Here is a 17345-nt window from a genome sequence, read left to right on the forward strand (position 1 = left end):
ACCTTTCCCCGCAAGGAGTCCGTACCCCATGACGTCCACGGTGCCCACCGCCGTCCAGCACACCGAGGCGGCCCCGCCGATCACCATGTTCGGGCCGGACTTCCCGTACGCGTACGACGACTTCCTCGCGCACCCCGCCGGGCTCGGACAGATACCGGCGACCGAGCACGGCAGCGAGGTCGCGGTCATCGGCGGCGGGCTCTCCGGGATCATCACCGCGTACGAGCTGATGAAGATGGGCCTGCGCCCCGTCCTGTACGAGGCCGACCGGATCGGCGGGCGGCTGCGCACGGTCGAGTTCGACGGCTGCACCGTGGACGGGGAACCGCTCACCGCCGAGATGGGCGCCATGCGCTTCCCGCCGTCCTCGACCGCACTCCAGCACTACATCGACCTGGTGGGGCTGGAGACGAAGCCGTTCCCCAACCCGCTCTCCCCGGTCACCCCGTCGACCGTCGTCGACCTGAAGGGCGAGTCGCACTACGCCCGCACCATCGACGACCTTCCCCAGGTCTACCGCGACGTGATGGAGGCCTGGAACGCCTGCCTGGAGGAGGGCGCCGACTTCTCCGACATGAACCGGGCGATGCGCGAGCGCGACGTGCCGCGCATCCGCGAGATCTGGGCCCGGCTCGTCGACAAGCTCGACAACCAGACCTTCTACGGCTTCCTCTGCGACTCCGAGGCCTTCAAGTCCTTCCGGCACCGCGAGATCTTCGGCCAGGTCGGCTTCGGCACCGGCGGCTGGGACACCGACTTCCCCAACTCCATCCTGGAGATCCTGCGCGTCGTCTACACCGAGGCGGACGACCACCACCGCTCCATCGTCGGCGGCAGCCAGCAGCTCCCGCTGCGCCTCTGGGAGCGCGAGCCGGAGAAGATCATCCACTGGCCGCTGGGCACCTCGCTGGCCTCGCTGCACGACGGGGAGCCGCGTCCCGCGGTGACCCGGCTGAACCGCACCGCCGGGAACCGGATCACCGTCACCGACGCCACCGGCGACATCCGCACCTTCCGGGCGGCCGTCTTCACCGGGCAGTCCTGGCTGCTGCTCTCCAAGATCGACTGCGACGACGCGCTCTTCCCGATCGACCACTGGACGGCGATGGAGCGCACCCACTACATGGAGTCGTCCAAGCTGTTCGTCCCGGTCGACCGGCCGTTCTGGCTCGACAAGGACGAGGTGACCGGCCGCGATGCCATGTCGATGACGCTCACCGACCGGATGACGCGCGGCACCTACCTGCTCGACGACGGCCCGGACAAGCCCGCCAGCATCTGCCTCTCGTACACCTGGTGCGACGACAGCCTGAAATGGCTGCCGCTGTCGGCGGCCGAGCGGATGGACGTGATGCTGAAGTCGCTCGGCGAGATCTACCCGGGCGTCGACATCAGGAAGCACATCACCGGCAACCCGGTGACGGTCTCCTGGGAGAACGAGCCCTACTTCATGGGCGCGTTCAAGGCCAATCTGCCCGGCCACTACCGCTACCAGCGGCGGCTGTTCACCCACTTCATGCAGGACCGGCTGCCCGCCGACAAGCGGGGCCTGTTCCTGGCCGGCGACGACATCTCCTGGACGGCCGGCTGGGCCGAGGGGGCCGTGCAGACCGCGCTGAACGCCGTCTGGGGCGTGATGGCCCAGTTCGGCGGCGCGACCGACGCGGCCAACCCCGGCCCGGGAGACCTCTTCGACGAGATCGCCCCGGTCGAACTCCCGGAGGACTGAGGCCGGTTACGCGGGCCGGCAGACGCTGCGCTGCCGGCCGAGGCCGGAGATCTCGACCTCCATCACATCGTCCGGACCCAGGTAGGGGAAGCGGCCGGACAGCGCCACGCCCTGCGGCGTACCGGTGTTGATGATGTCTCCGGGCTCCAGCACCAGGTACTGCGACAGATGGTGCACCAGATGCGCCACGCTGAAGATCATGTCCGCGGTGGAGGAGTCCTGCCGGGGCTCGCCGTTGACGTGGCTGGTCAGCCGCAGCCGCTGCGGGTCACCGACCTCGTCGGCCGTCACCAGGACCGGGCCCAGCGGGTTGAACGTGGCGCAGCTCTTGCCCTTGGACCACTGGCCGCCCGACTCCTCCAGCTGGAAGGCGCGCTCCGAGACGTCGTTGCTGACCGCGTAGCCCGCGATGTGGGCGGCCGCGTCGGCGGGGGAGTCCAGGTAGGAGGCGCGGCGGCCGATCACGACGGCCAGCTCCACCTCCCAGTCGGTCTTCTTCGAACCACGGGGGATGAGCACGTCGTCGTACGGACCGACAACCGTGTTCGGGGACTTGTAGAAGAGGATCGGCTGCTCGGGCGGCTCGGCACCGGACTCCGCCGCGTGGGCCGCGTAGTTCTGCCCGATGCACAGGAGCGCGGAGGGCCGGGCCACCGGGGCGCCGACCCGCTCCCCGGTGATGTCGGTCTCCGGGAGCTTCGGCTCGGCGGGGATCAGGTGCGGGTTGTCGGCCAGCGCGGCGAGGAACGCGCCGTCGATGTCGTCGGTGATGCCCGACAGGTCGTAGTGACGGCCCTCGGGGCAGACGACGACCGGGCGCTCGTGGCCCGGCTCGCCTATGCGCATCAGTCGCATGACGGGTGGATCTCCTGACGGGTACAGGTGCGGGTACGGGTTCGGTACGGGTGGCGGTCAGCGCAGCCGGACGAGCGCCTCGGCGGTGACGGCGTGGACCGGCGGGCGCCCGGCGAGCAGCCGCAGCACCTCGTTGACGGCACTGGTGCCAAGACGCTGCCGGCACTCGACGCTCCCGGCCGCCTGATGCGGGGTGAGCAGCACGTTCGGCAGGGAGCGGAAGGGGTGGCCGGCCGGGAGCGGCTCGGCGTCGAAGACGTCGATCGCCGCGTCCAGCCGGCCGGTGGTCAGTTCGGCCAGCAGCGCGTCCTCGTCGACCAGCCACGAGCGGGCGGTGTTCACCAGGCCCGCCCCGTCCGGCATCAGCGCCAGCTGCTCCGCGCCGATCATCCGGTGGGTCTCCTCGGTGACCGGCGCGTGCACGGCCACGATCCGGCTGCCGGAGAGCAGCGTCTCCAGCGGTACGGACCGCACGCCGAGCTCCTCGGCACCGGCCTCGGAGAGGTACGGGTCCGTGACGCTGACCCGTGCGCCCATCGCCCGCACCATCCGGATGTAGGCGCGCCCGGTGCGGGAGGCGCCGAGCACCCCGATGTCGCTGCCGTGGATCTCGTGGCGCGGCGGTGCCTCGCTCGCCGCCGCCCAGTCCTGGCCGCCGCGCAGGGCGTGGTCGAAGCGCTGGATGCGGTGGAGCAGCGAGAGGGTGAAGGCGAGGGCCACCTCGGCGACCGGGCGGGCCATCTCGTCACCGGCCTGGGTGACCAGGATGCCCCGCCGGAACACGTCCTCGGTGACATAGGGGGCGACCGCCGAACCGGTGTGCGCCACCAGCTCCAGCCGGTCCGCGTGCGCGAGGAGTCCGGCGTCCACCTTGGGCGCCCGCCAGGACAGGATCAGCGCGCGGGCGCCGGGCAGCGCCGCCTTGAGCGCTTCCCGGTCGCTGTGGTCGTCGAGGACGGTGAGTGCGGCGGCCCGCTCCAGCTCTTGCCACACCTCGGCGGTGAAGAACTGCTCGCGCAGGTGTGGGGGCACGGCGACGACCACCCGGGAGGAGCGGTCGGCGGTTTCAGGAGAGCCAGGCATCGAGGTGCTCCGCAACGAAGGCGTCATCGGTCAGCCAAGGGTAGGCCGCAGCCACCCGGGTGATCTCCTCGGCCTGTCCGGGGGAGAGCGTCTCGGCCGGATCCAGACAGCGGATGTTCGCCAACAGGCCCTGACGGCGCAGCACTTCGTGCACCCCGGCGATGCAGCCCCGGAACGCGTTCCGGACGTCGAAGACCGCGCTGTTGGCATCGGTCAGCTCGGTGCGGCGGGCCAGGCAGCGGACCGTCGCGTCGTGGTCCCCGGCGCGGGCCAGCCGGATGTCGTCCAGCAGGGTGACCGCGGAGCTCGTCCACACCGCCCACTGGCCCAGCAGCCCGCCCGCGAACCAGCGCCGGGGGCCGTCCGCCGCCCCGTACGGGGTGAGCAGGTCGCCGATGATGTCGTCGTCGTTGCCGGTGTACAGCGCCACCTCGCCGGCCCGGTCGGCGGCGGACACCGCCCGTAGGACGTCGGCGGTGCGGTAGCGGTCGAAGGGGGCGATCTTGACGGCGGCCGTGTTCGGCAGGTCGGTGAACGCGGACCAGAAGCCCGGCGACAAGTACCGTCCGCCCACCGCCTCCTGGAGGTAGAACCCGATGACGGGCAGGACCTCGCCGACCGCCCGCGCCCGCTCCAGCAGCCCCTTCTCGTCCGCGCCGGGCACGGCGGGGGAGAGCAGCACCGCGTCGTAGCCGAGCTCTGCGGCGGTGGTGGCCTCGGCGACGGCCTGCGCGGTGTAGCCGCAGGCACCGGCGACCTTGACGAACGGGCGGCCGGCCTCGGCGTCGATCGTCTCGGCCGCGAGCTCCAGGACGGGCCGCAGCAGCCCGACTCCGGGTTCGCGGATCTCGAACTGCGTGGTGTGTACGGCGACGGCGGCGCCGCCCGCCCCGGACGCCAGGTAGTAGCGGGTCAGCGCGCGCTGGCGGCGCTCGTCGAACGTGCCGTCGGCATGCAGCGCGAGCGGGTGGGCGGGTATCGCCGCACCCCGGGCGAGCAGATCCAGCGCGGGGGTGGACGGGTGGGAGGGAGTGGACATGGAGTGGATCAGAACCTTCCGTCGCGTACCTGGAACTTGGTGGGCTTGCCGGACAGCGGGAGTCCGCGCCGCAGCCAGTCGGCCTGCCACCCGACGAGGGTGCGCAGCGAGACGTCCGGGTAGCCGAAGAGGGCGTGGCAGCGGCTCGCGTCGGAGAGCAGCGCGGTGGGCGCCTCGGTCCCGGCGAGGACCGGCTCCCGGTCGAACTCCTCGCCGAACCACTGCGCGATACGGCGCACCGAGGCGGACTCGGGGCCGGTGAGGTTGAGGGTGAACGGCTCGCCGCCGGTGGCGTGCAGGAGTGCGCGCAGGGCGACCTCGTTGGCGTACCCCTGCCACACCACGTTGGCGTGACCGGTTGTCACGTCGACGGGCTCGCCCGCCTGTACGCGGTACGCGATGTCGGCGAGGACGCCGTAGCGCAGGTCGACCGCGTAGTTGAGCCGGATGTTGGCGACCCTGGTGCCGAGGGTCAGCGCGGCGTGGCCGAAGATCCGCTCCCGGCCGAGGCACGACATGGCGTACTCGCCGACCGGGCCGACCGGGTCGGTCTCGGTGCAGCCGCCGGAGGAGACGGGCACCAGCGGGTACACGTTGCCGGTGGAGAACGCGGCGATCCGGGCGCCGGACCAGCGCCGGGCCACCCGGTCCGGCATCGCGGCGTTCACCGCCCAGGCGAGCGAGGGCGCCCCGGCGGAACCGAATTTGGCGCCGACCATGAAGACGACGTTCCCGGCGTCGGGCAGCCGGGTCAGATCGGCGGCCGGGTCCATCAGGTCGAAGGCGACCGTGCGGACCCCGGCGGCCTCCAGCTCGTCCGCGGCGGCCTTGTCGGACCAGCGGGAGACCGCGTACACGCTCACGTCGGTGCGGCCCGCGGCGTCCAGCGCCCGGCGGGCCAGCCGGCACAGGCTGGGGCCCATCTTGCCGCCCGCGCCCAGGACCAGCAGATCGCCCTCCAGGCGGCCGAGGTCGGCGACGAGCGCGGGGGAGGGGGTGGCGAGCCGCTCTTCGAGTGCGGCCTCATCGGTGAACATATGGCTGGCTATCCCTTGATTCCGGACGCGGTGACGCCCTCGGTGAAGTAGCGCTGGCCCACCATGTACGCGGCGAAGATGGGCACGAACGCGATGACGGAGCCGGAGAGCACCACATTGAGCGGCACGTTCTGCTGCTGGAGCGAGGCGATGCCGACGGTGAGGGTGCGCATGTCGGTGGACTGGCCGATGACCAGGGGCCACAGGAAGTCGTTCCAGTGCCACAGGAAGACGAAGACTCCGAGCGTGGCGAGGATCGGCTTGAGCAGCGGCAGCACGATCCGGTAGAAGATCTGCCACTCGCTGCACCCGTCGAGCCGGGCCGCCTCGAAGAGTTCGTCGGGCAGCCCCTGGATGAACTGCCGCATCAGGAACACCGCCTGGGCGTTGGCCAGGGTCGGCACGATCAGTCCCCAGTACGTGTCGACGCCGCCGAGCTTCGCGATCATCGCGAACGTCGGGATCATCGTGACGTGGTACGGGACCATCACCATCGACAGGAACGACCAGAACATGGCCTCCCGGCCCGGGAAGCGCTTCTTGGCGAACGCGTACCCGGCGAGTGAGGCGAGCAGCAGCACGCCGACGACCGAGACGACCGAGTACATCAGCGTGTTGAACAGCCAGCGCGGTACGTCCTGGGCGCCCATGACGGTGTCGTACGCCTCGCCGGTCAGCGGCCAGGGCAGCAGGCTGCCGGGGAAGTCGACCGCCGCGGACGGCTTCAGGGAGAGCACGACCATCGCGTAGAACGGGAAGACCGTCACGAGCGCGGCGACCGTCAGCAGTGCGCCTCGCGCTATCCGGCCGGCCCGGGTCGGGCGCATGCCGTACGGGACGGTGTCCTGCTCGGAGAGCTTGCGCAGCCTGCGGACCTCCCGGCGCTCCGCCCGGTCCGGGGGAGCGGGGGCCTTGCGGACGGGCGGGGCCGTTTTCGTCTCTTCGGGTGCCGTTGTCATGGTCACTGGTCCTTCCCGATCACGAGCCGCTGGATCACCGCGACGACCACGGTCAGCACGAAGAGCGCGACACCGATGGCGGAGGCGTAGCCCAGGTCGAAGTACTTGAAGCCCGCGTCGTAGAGCTGGAAGACGAGCGTGTAACTGGCGTTGGCGGGACCGCCGCCCGTCATGGTGTAGACGGCGTCGAACACCTGGAACGAGGCGGTCGTCTCGATCACGGCGAGGAAGAACAGGGCGGGCTTGAGCTGCGGCAGCACGATGTACCGGAACCGCTGCCAGGGGCCGGCCCCGTCGGTGAGCGCCGCCTCCTCCAGTTCGCGCGGGATGTCCTGCATCCGGGCGAGCAGGATGAGCATCCCGTAGCCGAAGCGGGACCAGACGCCGACGAGCGCGAGCGCGGGCAGCACCAGCACGTCGTCGGAGAGCCAGGAGCCCTCGGACAGCCCGAACCAGCCCATCAGGGTGGACCACGGGCCGCCGGTCGAGAAGATCCAGACGAAGACGGTGGCGGCCAGCACCAGCGAGGTGACGACCGGCAGGAAGAACACCGACCGGAAGAACTTGGCGCCGCGGAACGCGCGGCGGGTGATCAGCGCCAGGCAGACCGAGGCGGCGAGCGTGCCCGGTACGGCGATCACGGTGTACAGGACCGTGACCTTCAGGGCCTGCCAGAACAGCGGATCGGCCCACAGGCGGGTGAAGTTGTCGAACCCGATGAAGCTGCCGCCGCCGGTGAGGGAGTAGTCGGTGAAGCTCATCAGCACACCGGCGACGCCCGGACCGAACCGGAAGGCGAGGAACAGCAGGAAACACGGGAGCACGAAGAGCAGGCCGATCCGGGCCTCGCGGCGCGCCTGCGGCCCGCTGCGACGGCCCCGGCGGGTGGGTTCCGCGACGACTGCCACGGGGATCTCCTTGCGGTACGGGGGAATTGCGGGGGGTTCGGGGGTGTCGGCCCCCGTGGGGTCGCGGGGCCGGAGACCGGCCCCGCCTACCGTGGATCAGCGGCCGAGCATCGCCTGCGCGGCCTTCTGCGCGGTGTCCAGCGCGTCCTGCGGGCTCTTCTTGCCGAGCAGCGCGGCCTGGATCTCCGGGGCGAGCACGCCCTGGACCTCACGCGCCTTGTCCTGGAGCGGACCCACGTCCATGCTCGGCAGCGTGGCGCCGACGGCGGTCTGGAGCTTGTCGTCCGGGTACAGGTCACCGCCGGACCTGCGGGCCGGGAAGTAGCCGGCGGCCTTCTGCAGTCCGGCCGAGTTCTTCGACTCGGCGACGAAGTTCAGCCAGTCGCCGGTGTACTTCTTGTCGGCGCCCTTCAGCATCGCCAGGGCGCCCACGGTGCCGTAGCCGACCGAGGCGGTGTCCTTCAGCGGCGGCCGGACGACGATGTTCTCCTTGCCCCAGAACGGCTCGACGTCCGCCGGGGTGTTCTGCCAGGTGCAGGCGACCTTGCCCTTGGCGGTCGGGGTCTGCTCCAGCTTGGGCGTGGTCGTGACCAGGTCCTTGTCGGTGTAGCCGCCCTCGACCAGCTTCTTCAGGTACGTCAGCGCCTTCACGCCGGCCGCGTCGTTGAAGGTGACGTTCTTTCCGTCCTCGGAGAAGACGTCGCCGCCGGCCTGCCAGAGCAGCGGGTAGAAGGTCATGTTCAGGGTCTGCTGGGTGTCGCCGCTGTAGCTGGTGGCGTAGTAGCCCTTCTTCTTCAGCTTCGGGGCCAGCGCCTCCAGGTCCGCCCAGCTCGACGGGTAGGTCTTCTCACCGATCGCGTCGAACACCCGCTTGTCGCAGATCAGCGGATTGGCGCTGGTCAGGATCGGGGTGGCGAGCGGCTTGCCGTCCACGGTGACGGACTTCAGCGCGAAGTCCGTGTAGTCCGACTTGGCGGAGGCCGGCATGTAGTCGCCGGCCGGGACGATGCTCTTGGTGTACTTCGGCAGCTGGTCCGGGATCAGGTAGACGGCGTCCGGGCCCTTGCCGGAGGCGATCGCGGTGGCCAGGGCGGTGTCGCGGTTGGCCCACGGGAAGGTCTCCACCTTCACCGTGACGCCGTCGTGCTTCTTCTCGAACGCCTTGACCAGGCCGTCCCAGTACGCCTTGTTCTTGGCCTCGTCGAAGATGACCGGGTAGGTCCACATGGTCACGGTGTTGTCGTCGCCGCCGCTGCCGGAACAGCCGGCCAGCGCACCGGCGGCGAGCGCGGTGGCCAGGACGGGGGCGGCGAGGGCGCGGACTCTGGAACGGCGGGTGAGGAGACGGGACATGAGGTGGTCCTCCGGGAACCTGAGGGCGGGAAGAGGGGAAGTCACTGCGCCGGGACCGTCTGGACGGTGCCGGTGTGCCGGGCGCGTTCGGCGGCGAACGCCGCGAGGTGGCTGCCGAGCGAGGTGGCGGGACCGGAGCGCACGGCCCCCGGGTCGCCGGTGGCGACGGCGGTGACGAACGCCTCGACGAGTGCGGCGTCCCCGCCGCCGTGCCCGTCGGCCGCGTTCGAACCGGACGCGCCGAGTTCGTGGACGGTGGACTCGCCGGTCCGGAAGTCCTGCACCGTGACCCGCTCACCGTCACCGATGAGCCAGCCGTGCGAGCCGAAGATCCGGGTCTGGCGATGGGTCTGCTCGGTGAACGCGACCATCTGGAAGGTCGCGGTCACCCCGTCCGTCAGCTGCATGGCGAGGACCTGGTGGTCCACCACGTCGTTGTCGCTCCGGTAGGCGCAGACCCCGTACGGGCCCTCGCGCAGCGCCTGCACGAGACCGGCCTCGTCGGTCGCCCCGGTGACATGGGTGACCGGCCAGACCGCGCCCTTCTCGCGCAGCGTCGGCATGTACAGCTTCAGCGCGCTGTACGGGCAGTCCGCCTCGACCGCGCAGTCCAGGCAGCGCTCGGCGGACCCGGCCGGGGCGTTCTCGGGCCGGAAGTGCTTCAGCCCGCCGAAGCCGGTGACCTGCTCGATCCGGCCGCCCATGACGTACGTGATCCAGTCCAGGTCGTGGCAGGACTTGGCCAGCAGCATCGGGGAGGAGTCCTTCTCGCTGCGCCAGGGGCCGCGTACGTAACTGTGCGCGTAGTGCCACCAGCCGACCGGCTCCAGATGGTCGAGGGAGACCAGCTGACCGAGCACACCGGAGTCCACCACCTCTTTCACCAGGTCGGTGTACGGCGTGTACCGCATGACGTGGCAGACGGCGAACAGCACCCCGGCCCGCTCCACCCCCTCGACGATCCGCCGGGTCTCCTCCTCGGTCGGGGCGAGCGGCTTCTCCGCGAGGATCGCGTAACCGGCCCCGGCCAGGGCCAGCACCGGCTCGACGTGGAAGCGGTCCTGGGTGGCGACGATGACGGCGTCCGCGATGCGGTTCTCCACGAGCGGCCGCCAGTCGTCGAACTCGACGGGCGCGCCGGCCGCCGCCCGCGCCGCGGGGCGCGGATCGGCGACGGCGACGAGTTCGGCGCGCTCGGGGTGCGCCTTGATCCACTCGGCGTACGTCAGACCGCGGTTGCCGGCGCCGACGAGTGCGACGCGTACGGGCCTGCCGGTGATCGGGGTATGCGTGGACACGGGGAATCCCTGGTGCTCGATGGGCGCGGGGGCCCAGGTGGTCAGAAGCGCAGCGTGGCCGCGGTGTGGGCTACGCGGTCGCCCTCGTCCGGGAGCGCGGTGCGCTCGGTGCCGTCCTCGACGCAGCCGGTGTGCAGCAGATGGCTGGAGCCGCCGAACGCCGCCGGCCGCAGTTCGAGCCGGCCCCCGGTGAAGGTGGAGCCGGTCGCCCGGTAGCGGTTGGTGCCTTCGGTGAGCAGCACATGGGCGGTGCCCCCGGGCGCGGCCGAGTCGAGGCCGCTGAGCTGCCAGTCGACGGTCCGGCCGGCTCCGGTACGGGCGAGCAGGGCGCCGTCCTTGTTGGTGCCGGAAAGGCGTGTGCCGTCGATGCGCAGCCGCTGGTCCCCGGCCGAGGTCAGCTTGAGCCCGGTGTCGCGGAGTTCGCCGCCCAGGACGCTGACGTCGGAGTGGGCGAGCGAGACCGGGGCGGTGTCCTTCGAGCCGGTCAGCGTGCACTGGTCGAGGGTGAGCGGCCCGGTGCCGTTGAACACCGCGCCGTCGACGCCCTTCAGCGTGGTGCGCTGGAGGGTGAGCGGGGCGCTGACGCCCGCCTGGGTGATCTCCGCGCCCGCCGCGAAGGCGAAGGCGGAGTCGGCGATCACGTTGGGGCGGGCGGACAGGTCGGAGGCCCGGGAGACGATCAGCGGACCCGTCGCCGTACAGCCCCGCATCTGCACGCCGTCCGCGTTGACCCAGAGCATTCCGGAGCCGTCCAGGGACTTCTTGCCGATGACCAGGACGTCCTCGAGCGTCAGATCGGTGATCTTGACGCGGGCCACGAACCAGGAGCAGGCGTGCCGGCGCACGGTGATCCGCTTGGCCCGGCCGCCCCAGGGCGTACCCGAGTTGGCGAAGGTCATCAGGCCGGAGTTGCCGGTGTACGTGAGGTCGTGCTCGAACTGGCCGTGGGTGACGAACGGGCCCTCGTCGTCGCCGTCGCCGTGGCAGTTGGTGACGTAGCAGTAGGCCGAGGCCGTGAAGTCGTTGAGGTGGCGGGCGTTGGAGGTGTGACAGTCCTCCACGTGCCCGTAGAGGCAGTAGATCTGCTGGGTGAGGTAGCCCGCACCGCCGTAGGTGACGGACTTCGGGTTGGTCAGCGAGCACTGTTCGGTGCGGTAGTACGTGCACCAGCGGCGCATCACCACCGGCCAGAAGGTGCCGATGGCCTCGATGCCGGAGACGTCGCAGCGCACCGCGTACTCGTAGGCGACCGGGTGCGAGCCGGTCATCTCGTCCTCGCCCCAGCCCTCGAAGACCATGTTGCGCACATGGGCGCGGTCGACGGGCTCGATCCGGGTCCAGGTCAGGGTGCGCCCCGCGGCCAGGTCCCAGCCGATCTGGTAGTTGACCCGGATGTGCGTGGCGTCGACGACACCGGTGACCTGGACGAGTCGCTGGATCTCCTTCTCGTACTGCCCCGACAGGGCGTTGATCTCCACCGCCCACCACTGGCCGACCGCGAACTCGGAGGAGTCCCCGACCTCGAAGAGGTCCGAGAGGTCCGGCATCGCCGCGCTCAGCGTGTGTTTGACGGTGGTGTCGGTGACGGTGCCGCGGAAGGAGAGGACGGCGCCGAAGGGGTTGTCGTGGGTGTTCTTCTCGATGCCGGTGGTGGTGATGTGGTGGCCGCCGAAGTCGAGTTCGATGTTCGAGCGGTCGAAGAGGTGGCGTCGGGTGAACAGGAGGTCGGTGTGGGCTTCGATGCGGTGGACGCTTGTGTCGTTGACCATGGCGTCGAGTGCGGCGTCGGCGGGGGTCTTGGCGTCGAGGTGGCCGAAGGTGCGGAAGTCGAGCGTTCCGGTGTGGAGCTGGTGCCAGCGTCCGGTCTTCGCCGTGGTGGGGGCGATGACGGTGCCGCCGTTGTGCGCGGCGGTGGACTTCTTGTGCCAGCGCAGGGCCATGGCGCCGCCGTCGCCGGGGGCGTGGTAGCCGGCCAGCAGGATCTGGGTGCCGTCGGTGAGCGGCCCGGTGTTCAGGGCCCGCAGCGCGGCGACCGTGTCCAGGTTCAGGACGTCACCGGTGCGGGCGGGGGCGGCCTGCGCGGAACCGGCGGCCATGGCCGAACCGGCCATGACCAGACCGGCGAGACCCGAAACCCGCAGCACGTTGCGACGGGACGAGGCAGAGGTGGAGTGGTGCGGAACGCTCATGCGGACTTCGCCTTCCAAGAAGCGCGACAAGTGAGGGAGCGTTCCTGCGGTGGACTGCCATGAGGCGGATGGCTGAAAAGGGTCCGGCCGTCGGATGTTCACGACGCGGTGGGCAGGCGTCGGAATCGGACCGGGAGGGGTAAATCGCCGGTGACGGGTGAGCGCCTCCGGGGTTGGCAGGGAACCTACGGCGGGTTGTGCCGATCGGTCAAGACCTGATTTCGTCGGAATCTGAGGCAGCGGTGTCCGAAGTGTCGGTCTCCGGGTCGTCCACCCAGCCCAGCGAGACGCTGATCCGGCGGGCCGAGTCCCGTACCTGGCCGCCCAGTTCCTGGTAGCGCCAGGCCGGCAGGCCGGTCTTGAGGCCGGTGATGGAGACGGCCCCGGCGCACACCGAACGGTCGTCGAAGACCGGGGCGCCGATGCAGATGATGCCCTCGGCGTCCTCCTCGTCGTCCAGGGCGTAGCCGACCCTGGCGATGTCGCGGAGGTGGGACATGAAGGTCGCCGGGTCGGTGATCGTGCGCGACGTGCGCCGGGGCAGCCCGAACCGCTCGACGATCGAGGCGGCCTCGGCCGCCGGCACCGCCGAGAGCAGCGCCTTGCCCAGGCCCGTGCAGTGCGGCAGCTCGCGCTGGCCCATCCGCAGATCGAGCCGGACGCGCTGGTCGAGCTCGACCTGGTCGACCACGACCGCGTGGCCGTCCTCGGGCACGGCGAGCCTGGAGGCCATGCCGGTGGTGCGGGTGAGTTCGCGCAGGACGGGGTGGGCGACCCCGCGCAGCGAGACCTGGGACCTGGCCCGGTCCCCGAGCCTGGCCAGGCTCATGCCAAGCCGGTAGCGGCGGTTCATGCCCTCGCCGTCGTCCGAGACGAGGCCGTAGGCGCGCAGGGTCTGGAGCATGCCGAACGCGGCGCTCTTGGAGATGGAGCAGACCTGGCCGACCTCGGTGACGCTCAGGCCGTTGCCCTGGGAGGGGGCGGCGAGAGCTTCGAGGATGTCGGCTGCCCTGGCCACGCTCTTGACCCAGTATTTCGGTTCCTCAGGGGCAGCACTGTTCGTCATAGCAGAACAGCGTAGTGCCTATGGGGTGCCTGGATGTACGTGAGAGCCAAGAAAACCTGGAAATCGGGGCTCTGTGTGGCTGGAAGGGGGTTGACCGGTTTCGGAGGCGGACGTAATATCCAGGCACTGTTCGGCTCTACAGAACAGTGTTCTGAAAAAGCGAAACGCAGTACCGAGCACCACGGATCACCTCTTCCTGCGGCGACTGCCGGGCGGATGGCGCCAGGGACTCACGGGCCGGGCAGGGCCCGCGAAAACCGACGACTCTCGACGCAAGGAGCAAGCACCATGAGTTCAGGCCCGGTAGGCAACCAATCCGGAGCCCGACTCGCCGAACGCGCCCGCCAGGTCGTACCCGGCGGCGTGAACAGCGGTCAGCGCAGCGTTCCCGGACTGACCGACCTGGTCGTCACCGGGACCGACGGCGCACGGTTCCGTACCGCCGACGGACGCGAGTACACCGACTTCCACTCGGCGTTCGGCCCGCCGCTGCTCGGCCACAACGACCCCGACGTGGCCCGCGCGACCGCCCAGGCCGGCGCCACCCTCGGCCACATGGGCGTCGGCGTCACCGAGGGCGAGGTCCTCCTCGCCGAGCAGCTCACCGAGCTGATCCCCTCGATCGAGAAGGTGCTGCTCACCAGCACCGGCAGCGAGGCCACGTTCCACGCGCTGCGGGTCTCCCGCGCCGCCACCGGCCGCCGCCTCGTCGTCAAGTTCCAGGGCTGCTACCACGGCTGGCACGACTCGGTCAGCCTCAACGTCATCTCCGCGCCCGAGAAGGTCGGCGGCCACGACCCGATCTCCACCGGCATCCTGCCCGAGGTCCTCGACGCCACCCTCGTCCTGCCGTTCAACGACAGCGAGGCCGTGCGGGCCGCCTTCGCCGACCACGGCTCCGACATCGCCGCCGTCATCGTCGAGCCCGTCCCGCACAACGTCGGCGCGCTCCTGCCGTACCAGGAGTTCCTGACCACGCTGCGCGAGGAGACCACGAAGGCCGGCAGCGTCCTGATCTTCGACGAGGTCATCACCGGATTCCGCCACAGCCTCGGCGGCTGGCAGCAGATCTCCGGCGTCACCCCCGACCTCACCACCCTCGGCAAGGCCATCGCCAACGGCGCCCCCGTCGGCGCGATCGGCGGCCGCGCCGACCTGATGGACCTCTTCTCCACCCGCCCCGGCGCCCCGGCCTTCTTCGCCGGTACGTACAACGGCCACCCCTCCGTCGTCGCCGCCGCCCTCGCCACGCTGCGCAAGCTGCGCGAGGAACCGGTCCACGACCACGTCTTCCGGCTCGGCGGCCGCGTCCGCACCGAACTGGCCGCACTGTACGAGCGGCTCGGCGTCCCCGCCGTCGTCACCGGCTACGGCTCCGTCTTCGTCAGCTACTTCATGCCGGGCGAGGCCCCCCGCACCTACGCGGACCTGCTGGCCAACGACGCCTCGCTGTTCGTCGGCTACCGCCGCAAGCTCCTGGAGCACGGCCTGTTCGAGCTGCCGCTCAACCTCAAGCGCAGCCACATCAGCTACGCGCACAGCGACGCCGACGTGGACCGTCTCATCGAGGGCACCGAGGCCGCGGTCAAGGCCGTCCTGGCCGACGGCGGCGCCCGCGACCTGGAGAACACCTCGACCATGGGCGGAGCGAACCGCTGATGCTGACCGTCAACCGCACCCGCCCCGCCGGCCCCGCCGGACGGATCACCCGCGTCGAGACCCTGATGCTCGGCACCTCCTGGCGCGACTTCGGCTACGTCCGGGTCCACACCGACGAGGGCCTGAGCGGCATCGGGGAGATCACCCACCCCTACCGCGTCGCCGAGGTCTGCGCGCTCACCGAGGCCATCGCGGGCCGGCACCTGATCGGCGCCGACCCCTTCGACGTCGAGGAGCTCTGGCTCCGCGTCTACCAGGGCGACTTCCTGCGCGGCGGCGACATGGGCGGCGTCGCCCTGTCCGGCCTGGACCAGGCGATGTACGACCTGATGGGCAAGGCGCTCGGCGTCCCCGCCTACCGGCTGACCGGCGGCGCCTGCCGCGACGACGTACGCGTCTACGCCAACGGCTGGTACACCGGCGAACGTGAGCCCGAGACCTTCGCGGCCAAGGCGAAGGAGACCGTGGCGAAGGGCTTCACCGCCCTCAAGTTCGACCCCTTCGGCCCCGGCCTGCACGAGCTGGAGCGCGCCGAACTGCGCCGCTCCATCGATCTGGTCGCCGCCGTCCGCGAGGCCATCGGACCGGACATCGACCTCTTCATCGAGGGCCACGCCCGGTTCGCCATGCCGACCGCCGCCCGCCTCGTGCGGGAGCTGGAGCCCTTCGACATCGGCTGGTTCGAGGAGCCGATGCCCTGGACCCACATCGAGCGGTACGCGGAGCTGCGGCAGCGCGCGGCCTTCCCGATCTCCGGCGGCGAGCACTTCCACAACCGCTACGAGTACAAGCAGCTGTTCGCGACGAACGCCGTCGACATCATCCAGCCCGACCTGTCCATGGCCGGCGGCTTCACCGAGGTCAGGAAGATCGCCGCGATCGCCGACACGCACGGCATGCTGGTGGCCCCGCACAACTCCAACTCCCCGCTCTGCACCACCGTCTCGGTGCACGCGGCGCTCGGAATCCCCAACTTCAAGATCCTCGAAACCTTCGACGGGCTCCTGGAGCCGTTCGTCTTCGACGCGCTCAAGGGCACCCTCCCGATGGAGGGCGGCCGCATCGGGCTGCCCACCGCCCCCGGGCTCGGCGTCGAACTCGTCGACGAGGTCTTCGAGGAACACCCGCCCAGCCACCGCTTCTGGAACATGTTCGCGGACGGCTGGGAGAAGCGGAACCGCACATGATCACCGACGTCCACTCCCATCTCTTCCGGCACAGCCACGACTTCACCGACCCGTTCAGGTCCGACTCCGCCCGCGCCCACGCGGGCGAGGTCGACCTCACCGTGAAGTGGGAGGAGTACGCCGCCACCGCGCCCGACTCCACCCGCACGATCGTCGTCGGCGGCAAGGCCAGGCGCAGCGGCCTCTGGGTCGACGACGCCGCCGTGGCCGCGTACGTCGGCAAGCAGCCCGACCGGCTGATCGGCTACCTGGCGCTCGACCCCACCCAGCCCGGCTGGCAGGAGGAACTGCGCTACGGCCACCAGGAGCTCGGCCTGCGCGGCATCAAACTGATGCCGATGTACGCGGGCTTCGACCCGGCCGCCGAGGAGTACGACGAGCTGTACACCTACGCCGAACGGCACGGGCTGCCGCTCCTGGTGCACACCGGCACGACCTTCGTCTCCAGTGCGCCGCTGGAGTGGGCGATGCCCCGCCACCTGGACGCGGTCGCCATCCGCCACCCCGAGCTGCGGATGGTGCTGGCCCACCTCGGCCACCCCTTCGAGGGCGAGTGCATCGCGGTCATCCGCAAGCACCCGCACGTCTACGCCGACCTCAGCGCCCTGCACTACCGGCCCTTCCAGCTCTGGCACAGCCTGCGGCTGGTCCAGGACTACGGGGTGTTCCACAAGGTGCTCTTCGGCAGCGACTACCCGTTCACGACGGTCGACGACTCGGTGAAGGGGCTGCGGGAGATCGCCCGCATCCCCGGCATCCCCGGGCTGCCGCCGCTGGACGCGGACGCGATCGAGGAGATCATCCACCGGCCCTCGCTCGATCTGCTGGGCCTGAACGGCTGACCCGCCGTTCCCCCGAACTGCCGGTACGGCGCCCCGGTTCATCCCCCTGTCCGGGGGCGCCGGCCGGCAGCAGGGCCGCCGCGCATCACCCATGTGTCCCCTCGCGCGGCGGCCCGACCCCGACCGGAGGCAGGGCCGGGC

The 17345-nt window shown here is 70.7% G+C and carries 14 protein-coding genes; 4 read left to right on the forward strand and 10 right to left on the reverse strand.

Going from position 1 to position 17345, the window contains the following annotated elements; translation table 11 throughout:
- Nucleotides 1-28: 28 nt before the first annotated feature.
- Nucleotides 29-1729, forward strand: a complete 1701-nt coding sequence (locus tag EDD93_RS28405; RefSeq protein ID WP_123528347.1) for an NAD(P)/FAD-dependent oxidoreductase — start codon at nucleotides 29-31, stop codon at nucleotides 1727-1729.
- Nucleotides 1730-1735: 6 nt separating this feature from the next.
- Here the strand turns inward: EDD93_RS28405 and EDD93_RS28410 are convergent, their stop codons facing one another.
- The 10 genes from EDD93_RS28410 to EDD93_RS28455 form a co-directional block, all read right to left on the reverse strand.
- Nucleotides 1736-2584, reverse strand: coding sequence for a fumarylacetoacetate hydrolase family protein (locus EDD93_RS28410; protein WP_123528348.1), 849 nt, complete (start codon nucleotides 2582-2584; stop codon nucleotides 1736-1738).
- Between the two features lie 57 nt (nucleotides 2585-2641).
- Nucleotides 2642-3667, reverse strand: coding sequence for a hydroxyacid dehydrogenase (locus EDD93_RS28415; RefSeq protein ID WP_123528349.1), 1026 nt, complete (start codon nucleotides 3665-3667; stop codon nucleotides 2642-2644).
- A complete protein-coding gene (locus EDD93_RS28420) occupies nucleotides 3651-4706 on the reverse strand; it encodes a dihydrodipicolinate synthase family protein (protein ID WP_123528350.1) in 1056 nt (351 codons plus the stop codon). Before EDD93_RS28420 ends, EDD93_RS28415 begins: the two co-directional genes overlap by 17 nt.
- Nucleotides 4707-4714: 8 nt before the next feature.
- Nucleotides 4715-5743: an NAD(P)-dependent oxidoreductase gene (locus EDD93_RS28425; RefSeq protein WP_123528351.1), complete on the reverse strand. Its 1029-nt coding sequence runs from the start codon at nucleotides 5741-5743 to the stop codon at nucleotides 4715-4717.
- An 8-nt stretch (nucleotides 5744-5751) separates the two neighbouring features.
- Nucleotides 5752-6702, reverse strand: a complete 951-nt coding sequence (locus tag EDD93_RS28430) for a carbohydrate ABC transporter permease (protein WP_123528352.1) — start codon at nucleotides 6700-6702, stop codon at nucleotides 5752-5754.
- 2 nt (nucleotides 6703-6704) lie between these two features.
- The gene (locus EDD93_RS28435; protein WP_123528353.1) at nucleotides 6705-7610 is read right to left on the reverse strand and encodes a carbohydrate ABC transporter permease; all 906 of its coding nucleotides are present in this window, start codon (nucleotides 7608-7610) and stop codon (nucleotides 6705-6707) included.
- Nucleotides 7611-7706: 96 nt separating this feature from the next.
- Nucleotides 7707-8963, reverse strand: coding sequence for an extracellular solute-binding protein (locus tag EDD93_RS28440; RefSeq protein WP_123528354.1), 1257 nt, complete (start codon nucleotides 8961-8963; stop codon nucleotides 7707-7709).
- A 41-nt stretch (nucleotides 8964-9004) separates the two neighbouring features.
- Complete coding sequence (locus EDD93_RS28445; RefSeq protein ID WP_123528355.1) at nucleotides 9005-10261, reverse strand: Gfo/Idh/MocA family protein; 1257 nt, start codon at nucleotides 10259-10261, stop codon at nucleotides 9005-9007.
- A gap of 41 nt (nucleotides 10262-10302) precedes the next feature.
- Nucleotides 10303-12450, reverse strand: coding sequence for a peptidase C14 (locus tag EDD93_RS28450; protein ID WP_260255971.1), 2148 nt, complete (start codon nucleotides 12448-12450; stop codon nucleotides 10303-10305).
- 208 nt (nucleotides 12451-12658) lie between these two features.
- Complete coding sequence (locus tag EDD93_RS28455) at nucleotides 12659-13516, reverse strand: IclR family transcriptional regulator (RefSeq protein ID WP_123528356.1); 858 nt, start codon at nucleotides 13514-13516, stop codon at nucleotides 12659-12661.
- A 288-nt stretch (nucleotides 13517-13804) separates the two neighbouring features.
- Between EDD93_RS28455 and EDD93_RS28460 the strand changes: the two genes are divergently transcribed.
- The 3 genes from EDD93_RS28460 to EDD93_RS28470 are packed head-to-tail and all read left to right on the forward strand — an operon-like array spanning nucleotide 13805 to nucleotide 17204.
- Nucleotides 13805-15175 carry an aspartate aminotransferase family protein gene (locus EDD93_RS28460; RefSeq protein WP_123528357.1) on the forward strand — a complete coding sequence of 457 codons (1371 nt, stop codon included), beginning with the start codon at nucleotides 13805-13807 and terminating at the stop codon, nucleotides 15173-15175.
- Nucleotides 15175-16362: a mandelate racemase/muconate lactonizing enzyme family protein gene (locus EDD93_RS28465; RefSeq protein WP_123528358.1), complete on the forward strand. Its 1188-nt coding sequence runs from the start codon at nucleotides 15175-15177 to the stop codon at nucleotides 16360-16362. The genes EDD93_RS28460 and EDD93_RS28465 overlap by 1 nt, the downstream gene beginning before the upstream one ends.
- Nucleotides 16359-17204 (forward strand): amidohydrolase family protein, encoded by an 846-nt coding sequence (locus EDD93_RS28470; protein WP_123528359.1) that lies wholly within the window; start codon nucleotides 16359-16361, stop codon nucleotides 17202-17204. The genes EDD93_RS28465 and EDD93_RS28470 overlap by 4 nt, the downstream gene beginning before the upstream one ends.
- Nucleotides 17205-17345 lie beyond the last annotated feature (141 nt).

Origin of the sequence: Streptomyces sp. 840.1, assembly GCF_003751445.1 — a bacterium.
Classification (GTDB): domain Bacteria; phylum Actinomycetota; class Actinomycetes; order Streptomycetales; family Streptomycetaceae; genus Streptomyces.